The sequence below is a fragment of the Pseudomonas sp. TE3728 genome, assembly GCF_056279145.1.
In genome coordinates this window covers 4,312,986-4,330,604 of sequence record NZ_JBWBQT010000001.1, presented here as the reverse complement: position 1 = coordinate 4,330,604, position 17,619 = coordinate 4,312,986, and the positions used below count along the sequence as shown (strand labels likewise).

Genomic DNA, 17,619 nt, shown 5'->3' with positions numbered 1-17,619 from the left:
GTCACGTTTGCGCCCACCTCACGGGTGACGATTTCGTCGTCGCACCGCATACTCGCCTGCGTTGGCCTATGCTGCTGACAGCACGACGCTGGTCCATTTCCGAGGGATGCTCAATGTTTTACGTGCAACGCGATGCGCAAGGTCAGTTAGTGCGCGTGGAAGCCACGGCCTACGCCGAGGCCACGGAAACGCTGCCGGCCGACCACCATGAAATCCAGGCCTGGTTTGCCCACGAAGTGGTTGAGACCAGCCTCAAGCAGCTCAAGCAGAGCGACCTGGAAATGATCCGGGTACTCGACGACTTGATTCAGGTGCTGACCCAAAAAGGCGTGATCCGCGTTACCGACCTGCCGGCCGCCGCGCAGGCCAAGCTGATGGACCGGACCCAGGCCCGTGAAGCGTTGGGCGGGTTGAGCCAGTTGATCGATGATGATGAGACGGGGTTGATCTGAATCCCCGGTAAAGCAAAAGATCGCAGCCTTCGGCAGCTCCTACAGGGGTACGCATTCCTCTGTAGGAGCTGCCGAAGGCTGCGATCTTTTTTTTTCGCGTCACCACAATGCTCTGAATTACACCTCGGCCCGAGCCTGCATCTGCGGCGACTCAAGGTGATCCAGCGCCCGTTCCACCAACAACTGCACGCCATCGGCCATTCGGCTGAGGGCCAAGGCGACTGAGCGCCGTGAGCCTTCCACATCGTCCGCCAGGTCGGCGGCGATGGCGCTGATGGACAGCAAGTCTTCGGAGGCGTTGGCCAGAAGGGCTTCGGTGTCGATGTCGGGGGAGACAGTGAAGAGGTGGCCTTTGCGGGGCTCAGGCGGATTTGGAGTTACTTTGAACATAAGAAATACCCTAAACAGTAAGTTGGAGCCGTCACCGTTCGCTTGCACGCGAATAGGGTGGCGGCCGTGCGCAGGTGTGCAAGACCGGGACTGTTTAGGACACCCAGCAGATCCGAGGATCTCCTGCGCGCAGCCGCCATAAAGCAGTGAACATCGAAATGCTCATTGAGAGGAATGGCAGCACGCTACCTAAACAGTTTGGTCGGACTTGCACGTCCGTGTCACCGATTATTCAGTGACAAAGCCAGACTAGCCCTGAGTTTTGGCCAAAACAAGTTCACCAAAACCGCTACAACTTGAAGGAAATCTCCTAGGACTTTGCTACCGGAATAATCGGTGTCTGCACTGGCGCCATCGCGAGCAGGCTCGCTCCCACAGGGATCGGAGGTGAAGCAGGATTGTGGTACGACACAATTTCACTGTGGGAGCGAGCCTGCTCGCGATGACGGCATCAGTTTCACTGCCAAGGCTTAGGCTCACCAAACAACTGCCCCTGAACCCCATACAACCCCATCTCACGAATCACCGCCAACTCCCCTTCGGTCTCGACCCGCTCGGCAATCAGCGGCAAATCAATGCTATGCGCCGCCCGCTGAATCGCCTCGATGAACAGACGCTTGTCACTCTCCTGATCAATCGCCCGGATGTAACTGCCGTCGATCTTCAGATACGCCAACCCCAGCCGCGCCAGATTGCCGATCATGCTGAAACGTCCACCAAAACGCTGCAGGCTCAGCGAGAACCCAAGTTCGCGCAGACGCCGCGTCAGCTGCTCCAGCACTGCTTGCTCGGGCAATTGTTCTTCGCCGATTTCCAGGGTCAGTCGTTCCCCGAGATTCGAATGCTGACGCAGGATCTCGAACACTTTGTTCAGCGCCTGCGGATCCGCCAGTGTCGCCGAAGACAGGTTCAGCGCCAGCGACTCTTCATGGTCGGCCATCTGTTCAAGCACCAGTTCCAGCATCAAACGGTCCAGCCGCGCGGTCCAGCCGAAACGCTCGAGCCACGGCAGGAAACGCCCGGCGGGAATGGTCTGACCTTGCTCGTCGAGCAGACGCGACAGCACTTTGTAATGCAGCACCACCTGCGTGTCGTGGCTGGCCACCACCGGCTGGAAGTACAGCTCGAAACGCTGCTGATCCAACGCCTGATCCAGCAAGGTGTGCCAGGCATGGTGGTCATCGCCAACCCGGGCCGATGCACTGTGATCGAGGCACGCCCAGCTCGGTTCGCCCTGACTTTCCGCCTGGGCCAGTGCCTGATCCGCCAACCCGATCACTGCTTGTGGCGAGTCGCCATGGGCAAACGGCGCCAGCCCGATTGAAGCCACCGACGCCACGTCCGTGGCGCCCGTCGCATGCAGGCTCGCCAAGGCGCTGTCGAGGTTACTCGCCAGTTGCAGCGCTTCTTCGCGCACCAGCCCCGGCGCCAGCACGGCGAACTCACCGCCACGAATGCGCGTGACGAGGTTCTGGGTTTCCGGGTACTTGGCGCACTCACGGGACAACTGCTCGCCAACCGCTTTGAGCAATTCGTCAGTGCGCTGACCGCCCAGCCGCTGGTTCAAACCAGCCAGATCCTTGACCCGCAACAGCAGCAAATAGCCGGAACTGGCCTGCTCGGCATTGCTCACTCGCGCGTTCAATTGCATTTCGAAATAGCGCCGGTTGGCTAGGCCGGTCAGGTTGTCCTGATAGGATTCGGCCCGCAGTTTTTCACTGCGTTCAGCCTGTTCCTGGAACAGCGCCTTGAGCTTCTCGACCATCTGGTTCATGGCCTGCACCACCCGCCGCAGTTCCGGGGTGCGCGGCAGTTCCGGCAGGCTGAGGAATTCGCGGCGAGCAATGGCGTGGGATTGCTTGACCATGTAATCGAGCGGCTTCAGTTGCCGACGCAGCAACAACGCGCCCAGCACCGCACTCACCGCGCCGCAGATCAGCAGCCAGCCAAGGCTGCCCAATGCGCTCTGCCACAGCTTGGCCAACGCGAACATCGGATGGCTGACCACCTCCACCCGCGCGGCCTGTTCCCAGCCACGGCTGACAAGCGCGTCGCCACCGGCCGGTTCCAGGCCGATCAGTTTGACGAACCAGTCCGGCACGTTGGTGACCGCCGGGATGCCGCTGCGCTCGACAATTGTCTTGTCATTGGTCAGATCGACCACACGGATGCTCGCGTAATAACCGCTGTCGAAGATCGAACTGACCAGCAGCTCGACCATCGCCGGGTCATCGATGTTCGGTGTCAGAGACAGCGCCAACGCCGTGGCTGCGTCCTGGGCATGGGAGCGCAACTGGTTGACGTACTGGGTACGCGAGCTTTCCAGACTGACCATGAAGCTGCCGGTGAAGGCGACCACCAGGAACAGACAGATAGCGATCAACAGCTGTTTGAACAAGGACATCTGAGCGCGTGCTCCTAGTTAGTCGTCTCGACCGGAAAACCTTCGGCCTGCATTTTCTTCAACACATCCTGCCAGCGGGACAGGCGTTTGGTGTCTCCGACCTTTTTGTTGCCCTTGGCACCCGGCAACCACAACCCTTCGGCATTGAAAGAGTAGACCGGCAGCAAATCGGTTCGCTGGCTGGCAGGCTTGATCCCGTCGATCAGGCTGTCGAGCACCAAAGGCATGGCCTCGGGGCTCGAATAGTAGGTCAGCACCATGTGCGCGCGGTTCAGGCGCAAAGCCTTAACGTAGGTGATACGCAGCTTGTCACTGGAGACACCGAGATGGCGCAGGCTGAAATACTTGGCGATAGCGTAGTCTTCGCAGTCGCCAGCGCCTTTCCATAAGCCTTCGATCGGCGTTTCCCAATAATCGACCTCGTGCCACAGGTCGATGTCTTCTTCGTAGCGCATCTGCTTGTTGAAGAACCGGTTGACCACGTTGAGCTGTTCCAGCTCGCCAATCTGCTTCTGCGTGGCCAGCAATTGCTGCCAGGCATCGATGCGCTGCTGCCCTTCACCCAAAGGCCCGTACAATGCCTGCGCGCGGCGGCTGATCAACGAAAAATCCCAGTCGGCATGCAGCCCGCCGAGCATGACGCCGGCCAGCAGCAGCGCGCAGCCTAGCCAGCGCAAAGTCCGAGGGATCGCGAAACGTACCGCCAATGCGAGGCATCCAGGGTAGGCAGGTGGAAGTCGGTTGATGGTGCAGGTTAGCCCGGTAAAAAACAATGGCACGGTGAGATCACCGTCAGCACGCTAGACTTTAAAGTAATGCGATCTTTTGCCCGTTTGACAACCTGTCAGCCAGTCACTAGGGTCCATTTGGATCCAGAATTTATCAGCCAATCAGGGTGCGTTTGTTGTGACACAGAAGCCTAGCCCTCTCAGCAGTATCAAGGTCAACGGGCCGATTCCCGCTCATCTGGCACGCTCGGTGATCGAAGAAACCCTGCGCGCGGCCATCCTGGACGGACGCCTGCCGCGCAGTACCGCCCTGCGCCAGCAGGAACTGGCTGACCTGTTCGGCGTAAGCCGCATGCCGGTGCGCGAGGCATTGCGCCAGTTGGAGGCGCAATCACTGCTTAATGTGGTCCCGCACAAAGGCGCCGTGGTGGCCCCGCTGATCGACAACGATGCGGTCGAGACCTACGCCTTGCGCTCGGTGCTGGAGTCATTCGCTTTGCGCCTGTCCATTCCGCTGCTCGATGACAGCGACCTGGCGCGGGCGGCCCAATATATCGAGCAACTGGAAGCGCAAACCGATTACTCCGAGATCGGCAAGCTCAATCGGCTGTTTCACATGTCGCTTTACCACAAGGCACCTAACCGCAAGCTTCTGGGCCTGATCGAACGCGAGCTCAATGAAGAAGAGCGCTTCCTGCGCTTTCATCTGTCGTCCATGGGGCTGGGTAAACTCACCCAAGACGACCATCGCGCACTGCTCGAGGCCGTGATGGCCAAAGACATCGATAAAGCGGTTGCGTTGCTGGAGCAGCATCTGGAAAAAGCCTCCGCCACCATGCGGCGGTATCTGGAACAGACGAAACGTTGATCGCTCGCCGGCGACCTGGCCGGCGTATCACTTCCTTACAATATTCCCCCTCTCCATCTCCGCTCTTGCCTGGCGCGGCGAAGCCGTGCGCGCAACCGGTCGCCGCCATCAGTTCAATGGCACTGCCATTGATTTAGGCTCACTCTTGCGTTTATCGATTCAAACAGACCAAAAGAAGTCAGCGCCTGACAGAAAACCAGGCGAATCGAAGCCAATACGCAAGGAGCGGCGCCAACAGGCGGGATAATCGGAAGTCCGACCGATGTCCCGCCCATAAAACATCAAATCTTGATTCCCTGTTCCCTGAAGTGCTCTGAGTGAGGCATTCACTCAATCTATTCAATTCTGATGAATACAAATCGGAAGGAGCCACTTCGCCTGAATAAAACTTATATAAAAAGTTTTATAAGGCCACTTCATGCCCAATAAACCACCCACTTCAAATAATTAAAATATCGCTTGCCGCCTACTTGTTTCGTGTATTAGTTTTTTCTTCGTCGAGCCGTTATCGACCGCTCCTGCTTCCGGAAAATCCCCACCAGGCAAGACCTGCAAGGCCGGCACGGGCATTCAGAGCGAATATTTAAACAACTTTGGTACTCCATGGATTTCGGTTCAAGCGCCCGCTCGTCTTTATAAAAAAGCGGGTGACCTTGCCGCCAAACAACATTGATGAGGTCGTTCATATGCAGCCCACCAAAGAACAACTTTTTCTGAAAAAACACGAACTTGGTCAACACCCTGTTTTTTCCGAAATAACATCAATTAACTTATTGCGCCGTTTTATGGAAAGCCATGTTTTCGCCGTGTGGGACTTCATGTCCCTGACCAAACGGCTGCAACGTGAACTCACTTGTGTCCACCTGCCCTGGCTGCCGCCGGCGGACCCGCAAGCTGCACGCCTGATCAACGAAATCGTGCTGGGCGAAGAATCGGATGACCGCCCGGGGGCGGGGTATTGCAGTCACTTCGAACTGTATCTGGACGCCATGCGAGAGGTCGGCGCGGACACCCGGGCCATTGAGCGATTCATCGCGTTGCAACAGGAGGGCGTTAGCCCCGAGACCGCGCTGGACAGTGTCGAGGTTGAACCGGCGGCGGCCCGGTTCGTTCGCCAGACCCTGCACACCGCCCTGCACGCCCCGGCCCACAGTGTGGCTGCCGCGTTCGTGCATGGTCGTGAGAGCGTCATTCCGCAGATGTTCCAGCGCATGCTGGATGCCTGGGGCATTGGCCTGGATCAAGCCCCGACGTTTCGTTACTACCTGCAACGGCACATCGAAGTCGATTCCGAAGACCACGGCCCGGCGGCGGAAAAACTGCTGGCACGGCTGATCGATGGCGACCCGCAGCGCGAAACCGAAGTGCTGGCCGCCGCGCTCGCCGCTGTCCAAAGCCGCGCCGCCCTGTGGGACGGCTTGCGTCAGAGCATGACCCAACCAGTTGCGCAGGTGACGCCATGAACGCCGTCCACTACCAATCCTTCGCTGACGCCTGGGAAAGCCGCGCCACGATCCGCACCCGGCCACGGCGCCGGCTCGAAGACGACGACAAACTGATCTTCCCCATGAGCCGCCAACCCCTGGTCCACAGCCAGACCTTTCTCAGCCACTGCCCGCAGCTGCGCGACTTTGTGCTGGTGCAGAGCCTCTACAAGTTCATCAACGACGTGGTGATTTTCGAGACCGAGCTGGTGGACAACACCGCCCGCCGCATCGCCAAGAACAGCTTCGGCATTGAGTTCCCGTTCGCCTGCCGCTACGACGCGATGACGGTCGTGGTAGACGAGGATTACCACGCACTGGTGGCAATGGATTTCATGCAGCAGACCATCGACATGACCGGTATCGCACCGATCCCGTTGCCCATGCAGATCGAACTCAGCCGCGCGATACCGGCGACGCTGGCCCAGGCACCGAAGCACCTGCTCAGCGCCGTAGAGCTGATCTGCATCGCCATTGCCGAAAACACCGTAACCAATGAAGTGGCGGCCTTCGCCCGGGACGATTCGGTCAAGGCTTCGATCAAGGGTTTGATGGCCGACCACCTTATGGACGAGGGGCGTCACGCCGGTTTCTGGACGCGGCTGGTGCAGATTTACTGGCGCACCGCCCCCGAAGAGGACCGCCATGCGATAGCGCGATTGATGCCGGGTTTCATCGCCCAGTATCTGGCGAGCGATCTGCAGCAGGCGTTCGATTTCGAGCTGATCGCTCACCTGTCCGTCGATGAATCGGTACGCCAGTCGCTGCGTGAAGACGCCAGTGCGCTGGCCTACCCCATCAACCGGTTTCATCCGCTGGTGGGCAACATCACGCGCTTCTTTCGCAGCAGTTCGATGCTCGCCTCCCCCTGCGTGCGCGATGCCTTGGCCGATTACCTGACCCCTTGAGGATCCGTCCATGAGACGCCTTGAAATTGCAGTGTCTGGCAGCAGCCAGGCAATGGCTGATCTGACCCTTGAACTTGAACTGCACGGCCATGGTGTCGTGCGTATTGAATCGCCGGCCAGTCACGGCCCGGTGGATTTGTTGATCGACGACGGAACGGCGCCGTGCGACGGCGTCCAGGCCCGGTCTCGCCTGGAGGTACGCGTCTCACTCGATGCCCTGGCGGACGAGACGTTGCCGCAGCCGGTGGTGGTTTTTCGCGACGGTGCGCAGCGACTGTTATGGCGGCAGGTTATCGCTCCTGAAAGCGGCGGCAACGGCCAGTCCCTGCGCCTGCGCACACTGGCAGCGGTCGTCGAAAGTGGCGCACGGCTGGTCAGCCAGTTTTCCCGGGATGAGGCCTGTTTCGATCATTGGCCCACGGCGGAGGTCGGCGCTGCCGAGTCACTATTGCATGGGCTTGATGCACTGGAGATGCTGGCCTTCGAACACCGCCTCAATGCGCCTGCGGTGCCGTGGCTGCTGGCCGCCGCCCAAGTGCCGGTGATGCACAGCATTGAGCAGCGCATGCTCGATGACGCGACGCAACCGGCCCTGTGGGTCGATGGTTTGCTCGTCGATTACAAGTCCTTACGCAGCCTGGCGCTGAGCTTGCAACAACCGATGCTGGACGTGCTGCGCCATCGCGGCGTAACCGACCGCCCGGTGGTGATCGGCGTGTGCCTGCCCAAGTCGCTGCAACTGTACGCGGCGATTCTGGCGGTACTGGGTTGCGGCGCGGTGTACCTGCCGCTGGACCCGCAGCATCCGGCACAACGTCGGCGCTTCATTCTGGAAAACGCCAACGCAGACCTGCTGTTGCACGACGGCGCCAGCGAGTTGGGCGACGTCTCGCTGCCGATGCTGGACATTCGCCGTCTGCCTTCGCCCAAGCCCGGCCTCCCGGCCTCGCTGATCCGCCGCACGGTGAACATCGACGAACCGGCCGTGGCGATCTACACCTCCGGCACCACCGGCCAGCCCAAAGGCGTGTTGCTCAGCCATCGCAACCTCAGCCATTTCTGCGCTTGGTACGCCGACCATGTCGGGTTACAGCGCAGTAGTCGGTCGTTGCAGTTTTCCACCATCAATTTCGACGCGTCGCTGCTGGATATCCTGCCGACCTTTATCCACGGTGCGCGACTGGTGGTGCCCAGCGACGACCAGCGCCGCGATCCACAGCAATTGGTCGAGTTGATTCGCGGGCAGCAAGTGACCCACGCCTTCCTGCCACCGGCGCTGCTGAGCGTCATGCCGCTGCAAGCACCGCTGGGCCTTGAGCACTTGATTACCGGTGGCGATGTCTGCGAGCCGTTCGTGATCGCGCAGCTCGCACCGCAATGCCGATTCCACAATATTTATGGCCCGACCGAAACCACGGTGTTGGCCACCACGCGGCAATTTTTCGTCGGCGATAGCAATCGCAATCTCGGCATCCCCATCGCCAATGCCCGGGTGTTGATTCTGGATGAGCAACTGCAACCAGTGCCTCAAGGCACACCCGGCGAGTTGTATATCGCCGGGCCGGGCGTCGGCCTGGGTTATCTGAACGACCCGGCGCTAACGGCGGCGCGCTACCTCAACCTGACGCTGCCCAACGGGCAGGCGTTGCAGGTTTATCGCACCGGCGATATCGGCCAGTGGACCGACGACGGGATCGAGCTGAGTGGCCGTCGTGATAACCAGGTGAAGATCCGGGGCTTTCGGGTCGAGCCCGAGGAAATCGAGCATTGCCTGCGCGAAAGCCAGCTGTTTCGTCAGGTGGCAGTGGTGGTCGATGAACGGCGGCGGATCCTGGCGTACCTGGTTCACCCCAGGGAAGAGCAGCCCGGCACCGCCCTCTCGGCCTTGCGCGAGCATGTGCAAAACGCGCTGCCCGGTTACATGCACCCCGGCGCCTACATTGAACTGCCACGCCTGCCTTACACCAGTAACGGCAAGGTCGATCGACGGGCTCTGCTCGCGACATCAATACAGGTCCAGGTCGCCAGTCAGCGGCGCCAGCCGCAGAACCCGTTGCAGATGCAATTGCGCCAGCTGTGGGCCGAATTGCTTGAGCTGCCGGTCGAGGAGATCGCCACCGATGAAAGCTTCTTCAACCTGGGCGGGCATTCGATTCTGCTGTCGCAGCTGCTGCTGAGCATCCGCCAGGTGTTCGGTCGCAGCCTGTCGATCAATCGCTTCATCGAAGCGCCCACGTTGCTGACCCTCGCCAAGCTGCTCGATGGCCCCGAGCAAAGCGCAGCTTCGACACTCAGCCCCCAGGCCTTCATCGATGCCGCAGCCGAACTCAACCTTGATCCGCTGCCGGTCAGCCAGTGCGGTGATGTGCATAAAGTGCTGGTGACCGGCGCCAACAGCTTTCTCGGGGTACACATCGTCGAGGCTTTGCTGGCCTGGGGCGCCACCGAGGTCGCGTGCCTGGTGCGCGAATCCGGCGGACAAAGCGCGGCCGAACGTTTCGCCCAGGCCCTGCGGGATAACCGTCTCACCCATCTGGACCTGAGCCGGGTCAGCGTTTACGCCGCCGACATCACCCAACCGCAATTGGGTTTGCCGGACGACGTTTACGCACGCATCGACCGCACCTTCGGCGCATTGGTGCACAACGCCGCCAACGTCAATCACGTCCTCGATTACGAGTCGTTGGCGCGGGATAACGTCGAGCCGATTTTCGAGTGCCTGCGACTGTGTGAAGGGCGCAGCAAGAAGATCTTCAACTTCGTCTCGACGCTCTCGGCGTCCAGCACGATTTCCGACGATGGCCGAGTCCTGGAATTGCCCGCCGCGCAGACACCGCCGATCTACATCAAGAACGGCTACAACCTGTCGAAATGGGTCGGCGAGCGGATCCTCGAACGAGCGCGGGAGCGTGGGGTGCGGGTCAATCTTTATCGCCCCGGCAACATCAGCTTCAACAGCCTCACCGGCGTCTGCCAGCCCCACAAGAATCGCTTGATGCTGATGCTCAAGGGCTCGATCCAGCTCGGCCAGGTGCCGGAATTGGCGCTGAATTTCGACCTGATGCCGGTGGATTTCCTCGCCCGTTTCATCGCCTTCCACGCCAGCCGTTACCAGGCCGAAAAAGCCGTATTCAATCTGCACAACCCCGAGCCGCTGAGCTGGAACGCCTACGTGGCGCCATTTCGCGAGACCGGTCGGGAATTCGCCATGGTCAGCGTCGCCGACTGGCAGCAGCAACTGAGCCGCGTCGATAGCGAAAACGCGCTGTTTGGCGTGCTGGGTTTCTACCTCAACGGCTTCGAAGAAGACATCGGCGACATCTCGATGATCGGCCACGACAACGCCCAGGCCGGCGTGCGGCAGATGGGCGCGCACTACCCGGAAAAATCCCCGGCGCTGCTGCGGCGCGGCTGCGACTACCTCAAAGAAATCAACTTCATCTGATTCACCCTGACCCTGCACGGAGCAAAACCATGAATACTCTGCAACCCGATACCCTGATCAAAAATCCTCACGGCTGCCACGTTGTGTCTTCGGTGGAAGTACCGGCCGATGCGGCGAAAGTCTGGGCGGTGGTCGGTAACTTTGCCGGCTTCGATCGATTCATTCCGGCGCTGTCGCACATCGAGATGACCGGCGAAGGCGTGTCGTCACTGCGCAAGAAATTCTTCAAGGACGACAACCACCTGGTGGTCGAGCAGCTCAACTCTCGGGACGACCAGGCACTGAACATGACTTGGACCCTCATCTACAACACCTTGGGCATAGGCAATTTGTGGGCGGCGATGAGGGTGGAATCCATCGGCGCAGACAAATCGCGGGCTATCTGGACCATCATCGCTGAACCGGCTCAGGGCGGTGCCGAAGCCCTGCCGGGGTTCAAGGATTTCCTTCAGGGGTTTGCCAATGATGCGATGGGGAACGTGTTGAAGCTGTTTGTTTAAGGCTTCAGTTCAGCGGTGACTGGTACACCGCTATCGCGAGCAGGCTCGCTCCCACAGGGGTTCTCAGTCGTTCACAAATGTTGTGATCACGGAAAATTCTATGTGGGAGCGAGCCTGCTCGCGATTGAACGATAACGCGGTAGAGCTGACCTCAATCAGATCTTGAAACTATCAACCAACTGCTTCAACCGATTGGCCTGCTGGGACAGCGCATCGCAATCCTTCAATGTTTCATTGAGGTTGGCCACGCTCTGCTGGTTCAACAGGTTGATCTGGTTGACGTCGACGTTGAGGGTTTCCACCACAGCGGTCTGCTCTTCGGTCGCTGCGGCCACCGACTGGTTCATGCCGTCGATTTCGCCGATGCGCTGGGTCACGCTGACCAGACGCAGGCCGGCCTGGTTCGCCACTTCGACACTCTGCTCGCTGGATGCCTGACTGGCATTCATCGTGGTCACCGCTTCGCGAGAACCGATCTGCAGCGAGCTGATCATCTTGTGGATCTCTTCCGCCGACTCCTGGGTGCGATGAGCAAGGTTACGCACCTCGTCCGCCACCACCGCAAAACCACGACCGGCCTCACCGGCACGGGCCGCTTCGATGGCCGCGTTGAGCGCCAGCAAATTGGTCTGCTGGGAAATACCTTTGATCACATCGAGAATGTGGCCGATGTTGTCGGTGCTCGCGTTCAGGGTTTCGATCTGCGTGCAGGACAAGCTGATTTTCTGCGACAGCTCGGTCATGGCCAGGATGGTTTTTTCCACCACCTGACGACCGTCATCGGCCTGCTCGCTCGCGCCGCTGGCGTGTTGCGAAGCATCGGCGGCGTTGCGGGCGATTTCCTGGGTGGCGGCGCCCAATTGGTTGATCGCCGCAGCCACACTGTTGGTGCGGGCGCTTTGTTCGTCGGAGCCGACGATCGAAGCGTTGGACGATGCCATCACCCGTTGCGACAGGTCATGAACCTGACGGGTCGCCGAGGACACTTCGCAAATCGACGCGTGAATCCGCTCCACAAACTGGTTGAAAGAGCCGCCCAACTCGCCGAACTCGTCTTTGCTTTCTACCACCAGACGCCGGGTCAGATCGCCCTCGCCCTGAGCGATGTCCTGCATCGCACGACCCATCGTGGTCAGCGGACGCATCAGCACGCTGATCAGCAGACTCAGCAGTACTGCAATGGCGGTCACGGCGATGAACATCGCGATCAGCGCCGAGGTGCGGAACTGGCTCAGTGGTGCGTAGGCCTTGGCCTTGTCGATCGACAGACCGATGTACCACTCGGCATTTGGCAAACCACTCACCGGCGTGAACGAGAGGATGCGGTCCTGCTTGTTCAGTTCTACTTCCTGATTGCCTTTCCCGATACGGACACTGGAGCCCGGATAGATGTCTTTCAGGTTCTTCATCACCTGATCCTTGTCCGGGCTGACGATCACCTGACCGTCGGCGCTGACGAGGAACGCGTGACCGATGCCACCGAAGTCCACCGAGTTGATGATCTTCACCAGGGTTTCGAGACTCAAGTCGCCTCCGACGACGCCCAGCAGTTCGCCTTGCTTTTTCACCGGCATGGCGATGGTCACCACTAACCCGCCGACCGCTGCCATGTAAGGCGGGGTCAGCATGGTCTTGTCGGCGACCACGGCTTGTTTGTACCAGGGACGCTGACGCGGATCGTAGCCGTCCGGCATCTTCGCGTCAGGGCGCTGGGTGAACACACCATTGGCCTGCCCGACGTAGGTGAACTGGAAGTTCGAGGTGAGGGCAGGTTGATCGACCAGCCCCGGCAAATCGGCATTGGCGCCTTGATGAGCGACGTTCTGCGCGAGATTTTCCAGGACCAGCACCCGGCCGCTCATCCAGTTCTGCACGCTGCTGGCGGTCAGCTCGCCGGCTTGCTCAACGGATGACTCGAGGTTTTGCCGAATGGTGTTTCGCTGCAAATAGTCGTTGTACAAAGTGAACAACGCAAAAGCCAGCACCACGACGCCTGAAGCGGCCAGCAGGATTTTATGGCTGAACTTGAGATTCATTTCATGGGCTTCTTATGCAAAAAGTGGGGATGCGTTCCGGTTTCAACATTCCATGTAACCGTGCAGACGGCATTCTTGGGCCGCTCTACTTTGGTGCACGCATGTCTCACCAATCTGTCGGCACGAGCGAGAGAAATCTTAGGGATTTGTACGAAACCCGTCAGATACCCGCCGAACGGCGTGCTAGAGCGCCCAAGTAGGGGTGTTTACTGACGGTTGCTCGAACGGCAGTTGCAAATTTTCCGACCCTTGATGACAATGCGACTAATTATCATTTGTGACGTCGGGCTGTCGCGTTCATGTCTTCACCTGAGTTTGCAGTACAGGCGCTTTACAGCAGCCATCACGGGTGGCTCAACACGTGGCTACGTGCGCGATTGGGCAATGCAGCCGATGCGGCGGATCTGGCTCAGGACACGTTCGTCCGGCTGCTGCAAAGAACCGAACGCCTGGAGCTCAAGGCCCCCCGCGCTTTTCTACGAACCATTGCCCGCGGCCTGGTGATCGACCATTGGCGTCGAGAGGAAATCGAGCGTGCCTACCTGGAAACCATCGCCCATTTGCCTGAGGCCGAAACCCCGAGCGCCGAGGCGCGGGCATTGGTGCTCGAATTGCTGGAAAGCATCGCCCGTATGCTTGAAGGCCTGAAGCCGAAAGTGCGTCAGGCATTTCTGCTGGCCCAGTGCGAAGGACTTACCCACAAGCAGATCGCCGAACACATGGGATTATCCCTGCGTTCGGTGGAACGCTATGTGGCTGACGCGCTTTATCACTGCTATGTGCTGCGGTATGAAGCGTGATGCCTGCGGATAACTCAGCACTGAACCGCCGCGGTGCGCCGCATCAGCAGGTGGTTAAACAAGCCATCCATTGGTTGCTGCGCCTGCGTAACAACGCGACCAATCCCAGACTGCGCCAACAATGCGACGTCTGGCGGGCGGAACACCATGAACACGAACTAGCCTGGCAACGGGTGCAGTCCCTGCAAGCCGAGTTGAGCAGTAATCTACGCGCGGTGCCCGGCGCTCAAGTCGCTTTCAATACTTTGGAAAACAGCGCACAGGGACTCGGGCGGCGCCAGGCATTGAAGCTGCTGTCGGGCGCATTATTGATGGGTTCGGCGGCATGGCTGGGCAAGGATGCGATCGGCTGGCAACAATGGACCGCCGACTTCGCCACCACAACAGGCGAGCGACGCGGTTTCCAGTTACCGGATGGCACGCGCCTGGAGCTCAACACCGCCAGCGCGGTGGATCTGGACTACACCGCGCGGCAGCGCCTGATCAAACTGACTCGCGGCGAGATCGTCGTGACGTGCGGTGGGGCAAGTGAAGGGGTTTCGTTTGATGGACCGTTGCGGGTGCAAAGCCGTCACGGTGTGTTCGAAAGTGTGGCGGCGCGCTTCATTGTTCGTCAGGACGCCGACTGCACGCAGCTCAGCGTCACCAGCGGCGTCGTCGCAATCCATTCGCCACGGGCCGCCGATGGCCTGCCGATCCACGTGCAGGCCGGGCAGAGTTATTTGATCGATCGGAGTCGAGCGCAGTTGGCACCGCCGCAGGACATGGATGCGGGGGCCTGGGTGGATGGCCTGATCGTCACCCGCAACATGCGCCTCGGGGATTTCATTAATGAAGTCGGACGTTACCGTCCCGGCTATCTGACCTGCGCGGCCGACATTGCCCACTTGCGGCTGTCCGGGGTTTTCCGTCTCGAAGACACCGACAAACTACTGGCCATCCTGCCGCAAACCCTGGCGGTGCGACTGCGCTATCGCACTCGCTATTGGGTGACGCTGGAGCGGCAGGCCTGAATTATTTTTGGCGGGTTTTCTGAACAAGTCCGGCTTAGTCAGTAAGCACTTCAACTCTGCCTTCAGCGACTTCCTACGGAAACCTACAATGACTGTGCGCGCCATCAGTAAGAACCCTCTCCATTTCGCCGCGGAATCGGGCGTATTGCGCCACGCCATCCGCGCGGCGCTGTTCTCGACCGCATTGGGTGTCGGCCTGCTGCCGACACTTGGCGTTGCAGCACAGGGCAGCGAAGCCAGTAGCCACCGCTACAACATCGCCGCCGGCTCCTTGAGCGATGTGCTCAACCAATTCGCGCGTCAGGCGGGCATCACGCTGTCGACGACTCCGGCTCAAACTCAGGGCCTTCAATCGCCGGGATTACAGGGCGACTATTCGGCGGATCAGGCGTTGAGTCATTTGCTCAACGGCACAGGGCTTGTGGCCGTCAGTCAGGATGGCAGCAGCTATGTGCTGCGGCCCGTCGCTGAAACCGAAGCCCTGGCGCTGCCCACCACCGACATCAAAGGCTTCGCCCTGGGTAACGCGCTGGGCAGCATGGATGGCTACAACGCAACGCACAGCCAGATCGCCACCAAGACCAGTACCGCGCTGCTGGAAACCTCACAAAGCGTGTCCGTGGTGACCCGCGAGCAAATGGACGACCAAGGCTCGCAAACCGTGTCCCAGGCGATGCGCTACACCCCGGGCGTGCTGACCAACCCTTACGGCGCGACCCACCGTTACGACTACGTGGCGATGCGCGGTTTCAACGACGGCTCGGTGGATAACATCTATCTCGATGGCCTCAAATCCATGGGTGACAGCGGCACCTACAGCACCATGCAGGTAGACCCCTATTTCCTCGAACGAGTCGATATTCTCAAAGGGCCGTCGTCAGTACTCTACGGTCGCAGTTCGCCGGGCGGGCTGGTGGCGTTGACCAGCAAGAAACCGTTGTATGAGCCCTATCATCAGGTCCAGGCCACGGTGGGCACCCAAGGTCAGCGCGGCATGGGTTTCGACTTCAGCGGGCCGGTGGATGATGACAAGCGCATCGCCTATCGCCTGACAGGGTTGGCGGATCAGTTCGACACACAGTTCGACCACAATGAGGAAAAGCGCTTCGCCCTGGCGCCGACGGTGAGCATCGATTTCACCGAAGATACCTCGCTGACGCTGCAAGCCTATCTGCAACACGATCCCGACGGCGGCTATCACGGCGGCGTCCCGGCCGATGGCACGATCCATCAGCGCAACGGCAATCGGATCTCCCCCAACTTCTTCGAAGGCGAGCCGGGCGTTGATGGCTTCCAGCGAGATCAACAGTCCTTCGGTTATCAGTTCGAACATCGCTTCAACGACGTCCTCACCGCTCGGCAGAACTTCCGCTATCTCGACTCCAAGGTGAAGATCGATCAGGTTTATGCCTATGGCTGGACCACTCCCACCAGTAACGAGTTGAACCGCTATTACACCGGCGGCGACGAAAAGCTCCACGCCTTTATCGTCGATAACATGCTGCAAGCCGAGTTCTTCACCGGCGCAACCAAACACACCGTGCTGATGGGCGCGGACTACCAGCGGCGCAAGACGGTCGTCGACTGGACCAGTGGCGGTCTTGCGCCGATCGATGCGTTCAATCCGGTGTACGGCAATTCGGCCATCGACTTCTACAGCCCGACCAGCTATCTGCGGCGCCTGGAACAGACTGGCGTCTACCTGCAAGACTTGATCGAGATGGATAAGTGGCGCTTCTCTTTGGGCCTGCGTCAGGACTGGGTTGAAACCTCCGATGAAAATCGGCTGGCTGAAGCGGGACGCCCTGTAGGCACGGAAATCAGTGACAAACGCACCAAGCTGACGGGCCGAGCCGGGGCGTTGTATCTGTTCGATAACGGTATTGCGCCGTACATCAGCTACTCCGAGTCGTTCAACCCGAACTCCTACGCGGACAGCGCCGGCAATCCTCTGGCACCGACCGATGGCACCCAGTGGGAAGTGGGCCTGAAGTACCAGCCGCCAGGCACCGACAACTTGTTCACGGCGTCGCTGTTCCGCATCGATCAGGAAAACCTGGCGACCAAACTGCCGCAGGAAAACTTCTATCGCGCTGTAGGCGCCGTCCGCTCCCAAGGTCTGGAACTGGAAGCGCACATGCAGCTGACCGATAACCTGAAAGTCCTCGGCAGCTACACCTTCACCGACATCGAGTATTCGAAGTCGATGATCAGTACGTTGAGCACTGCAACCGACGTGATCGAAAACAAGGGCAACTCACCGACTCAGGCGCCACGTCATATGGCATCGGTATGGGCGGACTACAAGTTCGACAGCGCAGCACTTGATGGCCTGCGTCTGGGCGGCGGCGTGCGTTATGTCGGCTACAGCTGGGCCGATGCGGAAAACACTCTGAAGGTGCCGTCCTACACGCTGTTCGATGCGTCTGTCGGCTATGACTTGGGCAAGGTGGGCTTGAAGGGCGTGGACGTACGTTTGAATGCGAACAACCTGACCAACGAGTCCTACGTGGCCTCCTGTGCCAGCCTGAACTTCTGCTACCTGGGTGAAGAGCGCAACGTCGCCGCTACCGTGAGCTACCAGTTCTAAC

Annotated in this window: 13 protein-coding genes; 9 read left to right on the top strand and 4 right to left on the bottom strand. The window is 59.8% G+C overall.

Annotated features, from left to right (window positions below):
- Positions 1–113 precede the first annotated feature (113 nt).
- Entirely contained in the window at positions 114–452 is a 339-nt protein-coding gene (locus ACZ89R_RS19020; RefSeq protein WP_007896114.1) for a hypothetical protein, read from the top strand.
- Between the two features lie 117 nt (positions 453–569).
- Here the strand turns inward: ACZ89R_RS19020 and ACZ89R_RS19015 are convergent, their stop codons facing one another.
- From ACZ89R_RS19015 to lapG, 3 genes are all read right to left on the bottom strand, one after another.
- Positions 570–842 carry a DUF6124 family protein gene (locus tag ACZ89R_RS19015; protein ID WP_429544935.1) on the bottom strand — a complete coding sequence of 91 codons (273 nt, stop codon included), beginning with the start codon at positions 840–842 and terminating at the stop codon, positions 570–572.
- Positions 843–1,299: 457 nt separating this feature from the next.
- The gene (gene lapD, locus ACZ89R_RS19010; protein WP_429544936.1) at positions 1,300–3,246 is read right to left on the bottom strand and encodes a cyclic di-GMP receptor LapD; all 1,947 of its coding nucleotides are present in this window, start codon (positions 3,244–3,246) and stop codon (positions 1,300–1,302) included.
- A gap of 14 nt (positions 3,247–3,260) precedes the next feature.
- Positions 3,261–3,953: a cysteine protease LapG gene (gene lapG, locus ACZ89R_RS19005; protein ID WP_429544937.1), complete on the bottom strand. Its 693-nt coding sequence runs from the start codon at positions 3,951–3,953 to the stop codon at positions 3,261–3,263.
- A 199-nt stretch (positions 3,954–4,152) separates the two neighbouring features.
- Here lapG and ACZ89R_RS19000 point away from each other — a divergent pair, with 199 nt between their 5' ends.
- The 5 genes from ACZ89R_RS19000 to ACZ89R_RS18980 all read left to right on the top strand — a co-directional run bounded on the left by ACZ89R_RS19000 (position 4,153) and on the right by ACZ89R_RS18980 (position 11,179).
- On the top strand, positions 4,153–4,842 hold the full coding sequence (locus tag ACZ89R_RS19000; RefSeq protein WP_429544938.1) for a GntR family transcriptional regulator: 690 nt from the start codon (positions 4,153–4,155) through the stop codon (positions 4,840–4,842).
- A 686-nt stretch (positions 4,843–5,528) separates the two neighbouring features.
- Positions 5,529–6,305: a DUF3050 domain-containing protein gene (locus tag ACZ89R_RS18995; protein WP_429430364.1), complete on the top strand. Its 777-nt coding sequence runs from the start codon at positions 5,529–5,531 to the stop codon at positions 6,303–6,305.
- Positions 6,302–7,234: a diiron oxygenase gene (locus tag ACZ89R_RS18990; RefSeq protein WP_429544939.1), complete on the top strand. Its 933-nt coding sequence runs from the start codon at positions 6,302–6,304 to the stop codon at positions 7,232–7,234. Before ACZ89R_RS18995 ends, ACZ89R_RS18990 begins: the two co-directional genes overlap by 4 nt.
- 10 nt (positions 7,235–7,244) lie before the next feature.
- A complete protein-coding gene (locus ACZ89R_RS18985; RefSeq protein WP_429544940.1) occupies positions 7,245–10,679 on the top strand; it encodes a non-ribosomal peptide synthetase in 3,435 nt (1,144 codons plus the stop codon).
- A 29-nt stretch (positions 10,680–10,708) separates the two neighbouring features.
- Positions 10,709–11,179, top strand: a complete 471-nt coding sequence (locus ACZ89R_RS18980; protein WP_429544941.1) for an SRPBCC family protein — start codon at positions 10,709–10,711, stop codon at positions 11,177–11,179.
- A 155-nt stretch (positions 11,180–11,334) separates the two neighbouring features.
- Here the strand turns inward: ACZ89R_RS18980 and ACZ89R_RS18975 are convergent, their stop codons facing one another.
- Entirely contained in the window at positions 11,335–13,215 is a 1,881-nt protein-coding gene (locus tag ACZ89R_RS18975) for a methyl-accepting chemotaxis protein (protein WP_429544942.1), read from the bottom strand.
- Between the two features lie 299 nt (positions 13,216–13,514).
- Between ACZ89R_RS18975 and ACZ89R_RS18970 the strand changes: the two genes are divergently transcribed.
- From ACZ89R_RS18970 to ACZ89R_RS18960, 3 genes are all read left to right on the top strand, one after another.
- The gene (locus ACZ89R_RS18970; protein WP_008005709.1) at positions 13,515–14,015 is read left to right on the top strand and encodes a sigma-70 family RNA polymerase sigma factor; all 501 of its coding nucleotides are present in this window, start codon (positions 13,515–13,517) and stop codon (positions 14,013–14,015) included.
- Positions 14,015–15,028, top strand: coding sequence for a FecR domain-containing protein (locus ACZ89R_RS18965; RefSeq protein WP_429544943.1), 1,014 nt, complete (start codon positions 14,015–14,017; stop codon positions 15,026–15,028). Before ACZ89R_RS18970 ends, ACZ89R_RS18965 begins: the two co-directional genes overlap by 1 nt.
- Before the next feature lie 88 nt (positions 15,029–15,116).
- Positions 15,117–17,618: a TonB-dependent siderophore receptor gene (locus ACZ89R_RS18960; RefSeq protein WP_429544944.1), complete on the top strand. Its 2,502-nt coding sequence runs from the start codon at positions 15,117–15,119 to the stop codon at positions 17,616–17,618.
- Position 17,619: the final 1 nt, after the last annotated feature.

Bases quoted from the DNA above. Each gene is read 5' to 3' on its own strand.
- ACZ89R_RS18995 (WP_429430364.1), top strand. From the start codon at position 5,529: ATGCAGCCCACCAAAGAACAACTTTTTCTGAAAAAACACGAACTTGGT.
- ACZ89R_RS18990 (WP_429544939.1), top strand. From the start codon at position 6,302: ATGAACGCCGTCCACTACCAATCCTTCGCTGACGCCTGGGAAAGCCGC.
- ACZ89R_RS18970 (WP_008005709.1), top strand. From the start codon at position 13,515: ATGTCTTCACCTGAGTTTGCAGTACAGGCGCTTTACAGCAGCCATCAC.
- ACZ89R_RS18985 (WP_429544940.1), top strand. From the start codon at position 7,245: ATGAGACGCCTTGAAATTGCAGTGTCTGGCAGCAGCCAGGCAATGGCT.
- ACZ89R_RS18965 (WP_429544943.1), top strand. From the start codon at position 14,015: ATGCCTGCGGATAACTCAGCACTGAACCGCCGCGGTGCGCCGCATCAG.
- ACZ89R_RS19020 (WP_007896114.1), top strand. From the start codon at position 114: ATGTTTTACGTGCAACGCGATGCGCAAGGTCAGTTAGTGCGCGTGGAA.
- ACZ89R_RS18980 (WP_429544941.1), top strand. From the start codon at position 10,709: ATGAATACTCTGCAACCCGATACCCTGATCAAAAATCCTCACGGCTGC.
- ACZ89R_RS18960 (WP_429544944.1), top strand. From the start codon at position 15,117: ATGACTGTGCGCGCCATCAGTAAGAACCCTCTCCATTTCGCCGCGGAA.
- lapD (WP_429544936.1), bottom strand. From the start codon at position 3,246: ATGTCCTTGTTCAAACAGCTGTTGATCGCTATCTGTCTGTTCCTGGTG.
- ACZ89R_RS18975 (WP_429544942.1), bottom strand. From the start codon at position 13,215: ATGAATCTCAAGTTCAGCCATAAAATCCTGCTGGCCGCTTCAGGCGTC.
- ACZ89R_RS19015 (WP_429544935.1), bottom strand. From the start codon at position 842: ATGTTCAAAGTAACTCCAAATCCGCCTGAGCCCCGCAAAGGCCACCTC.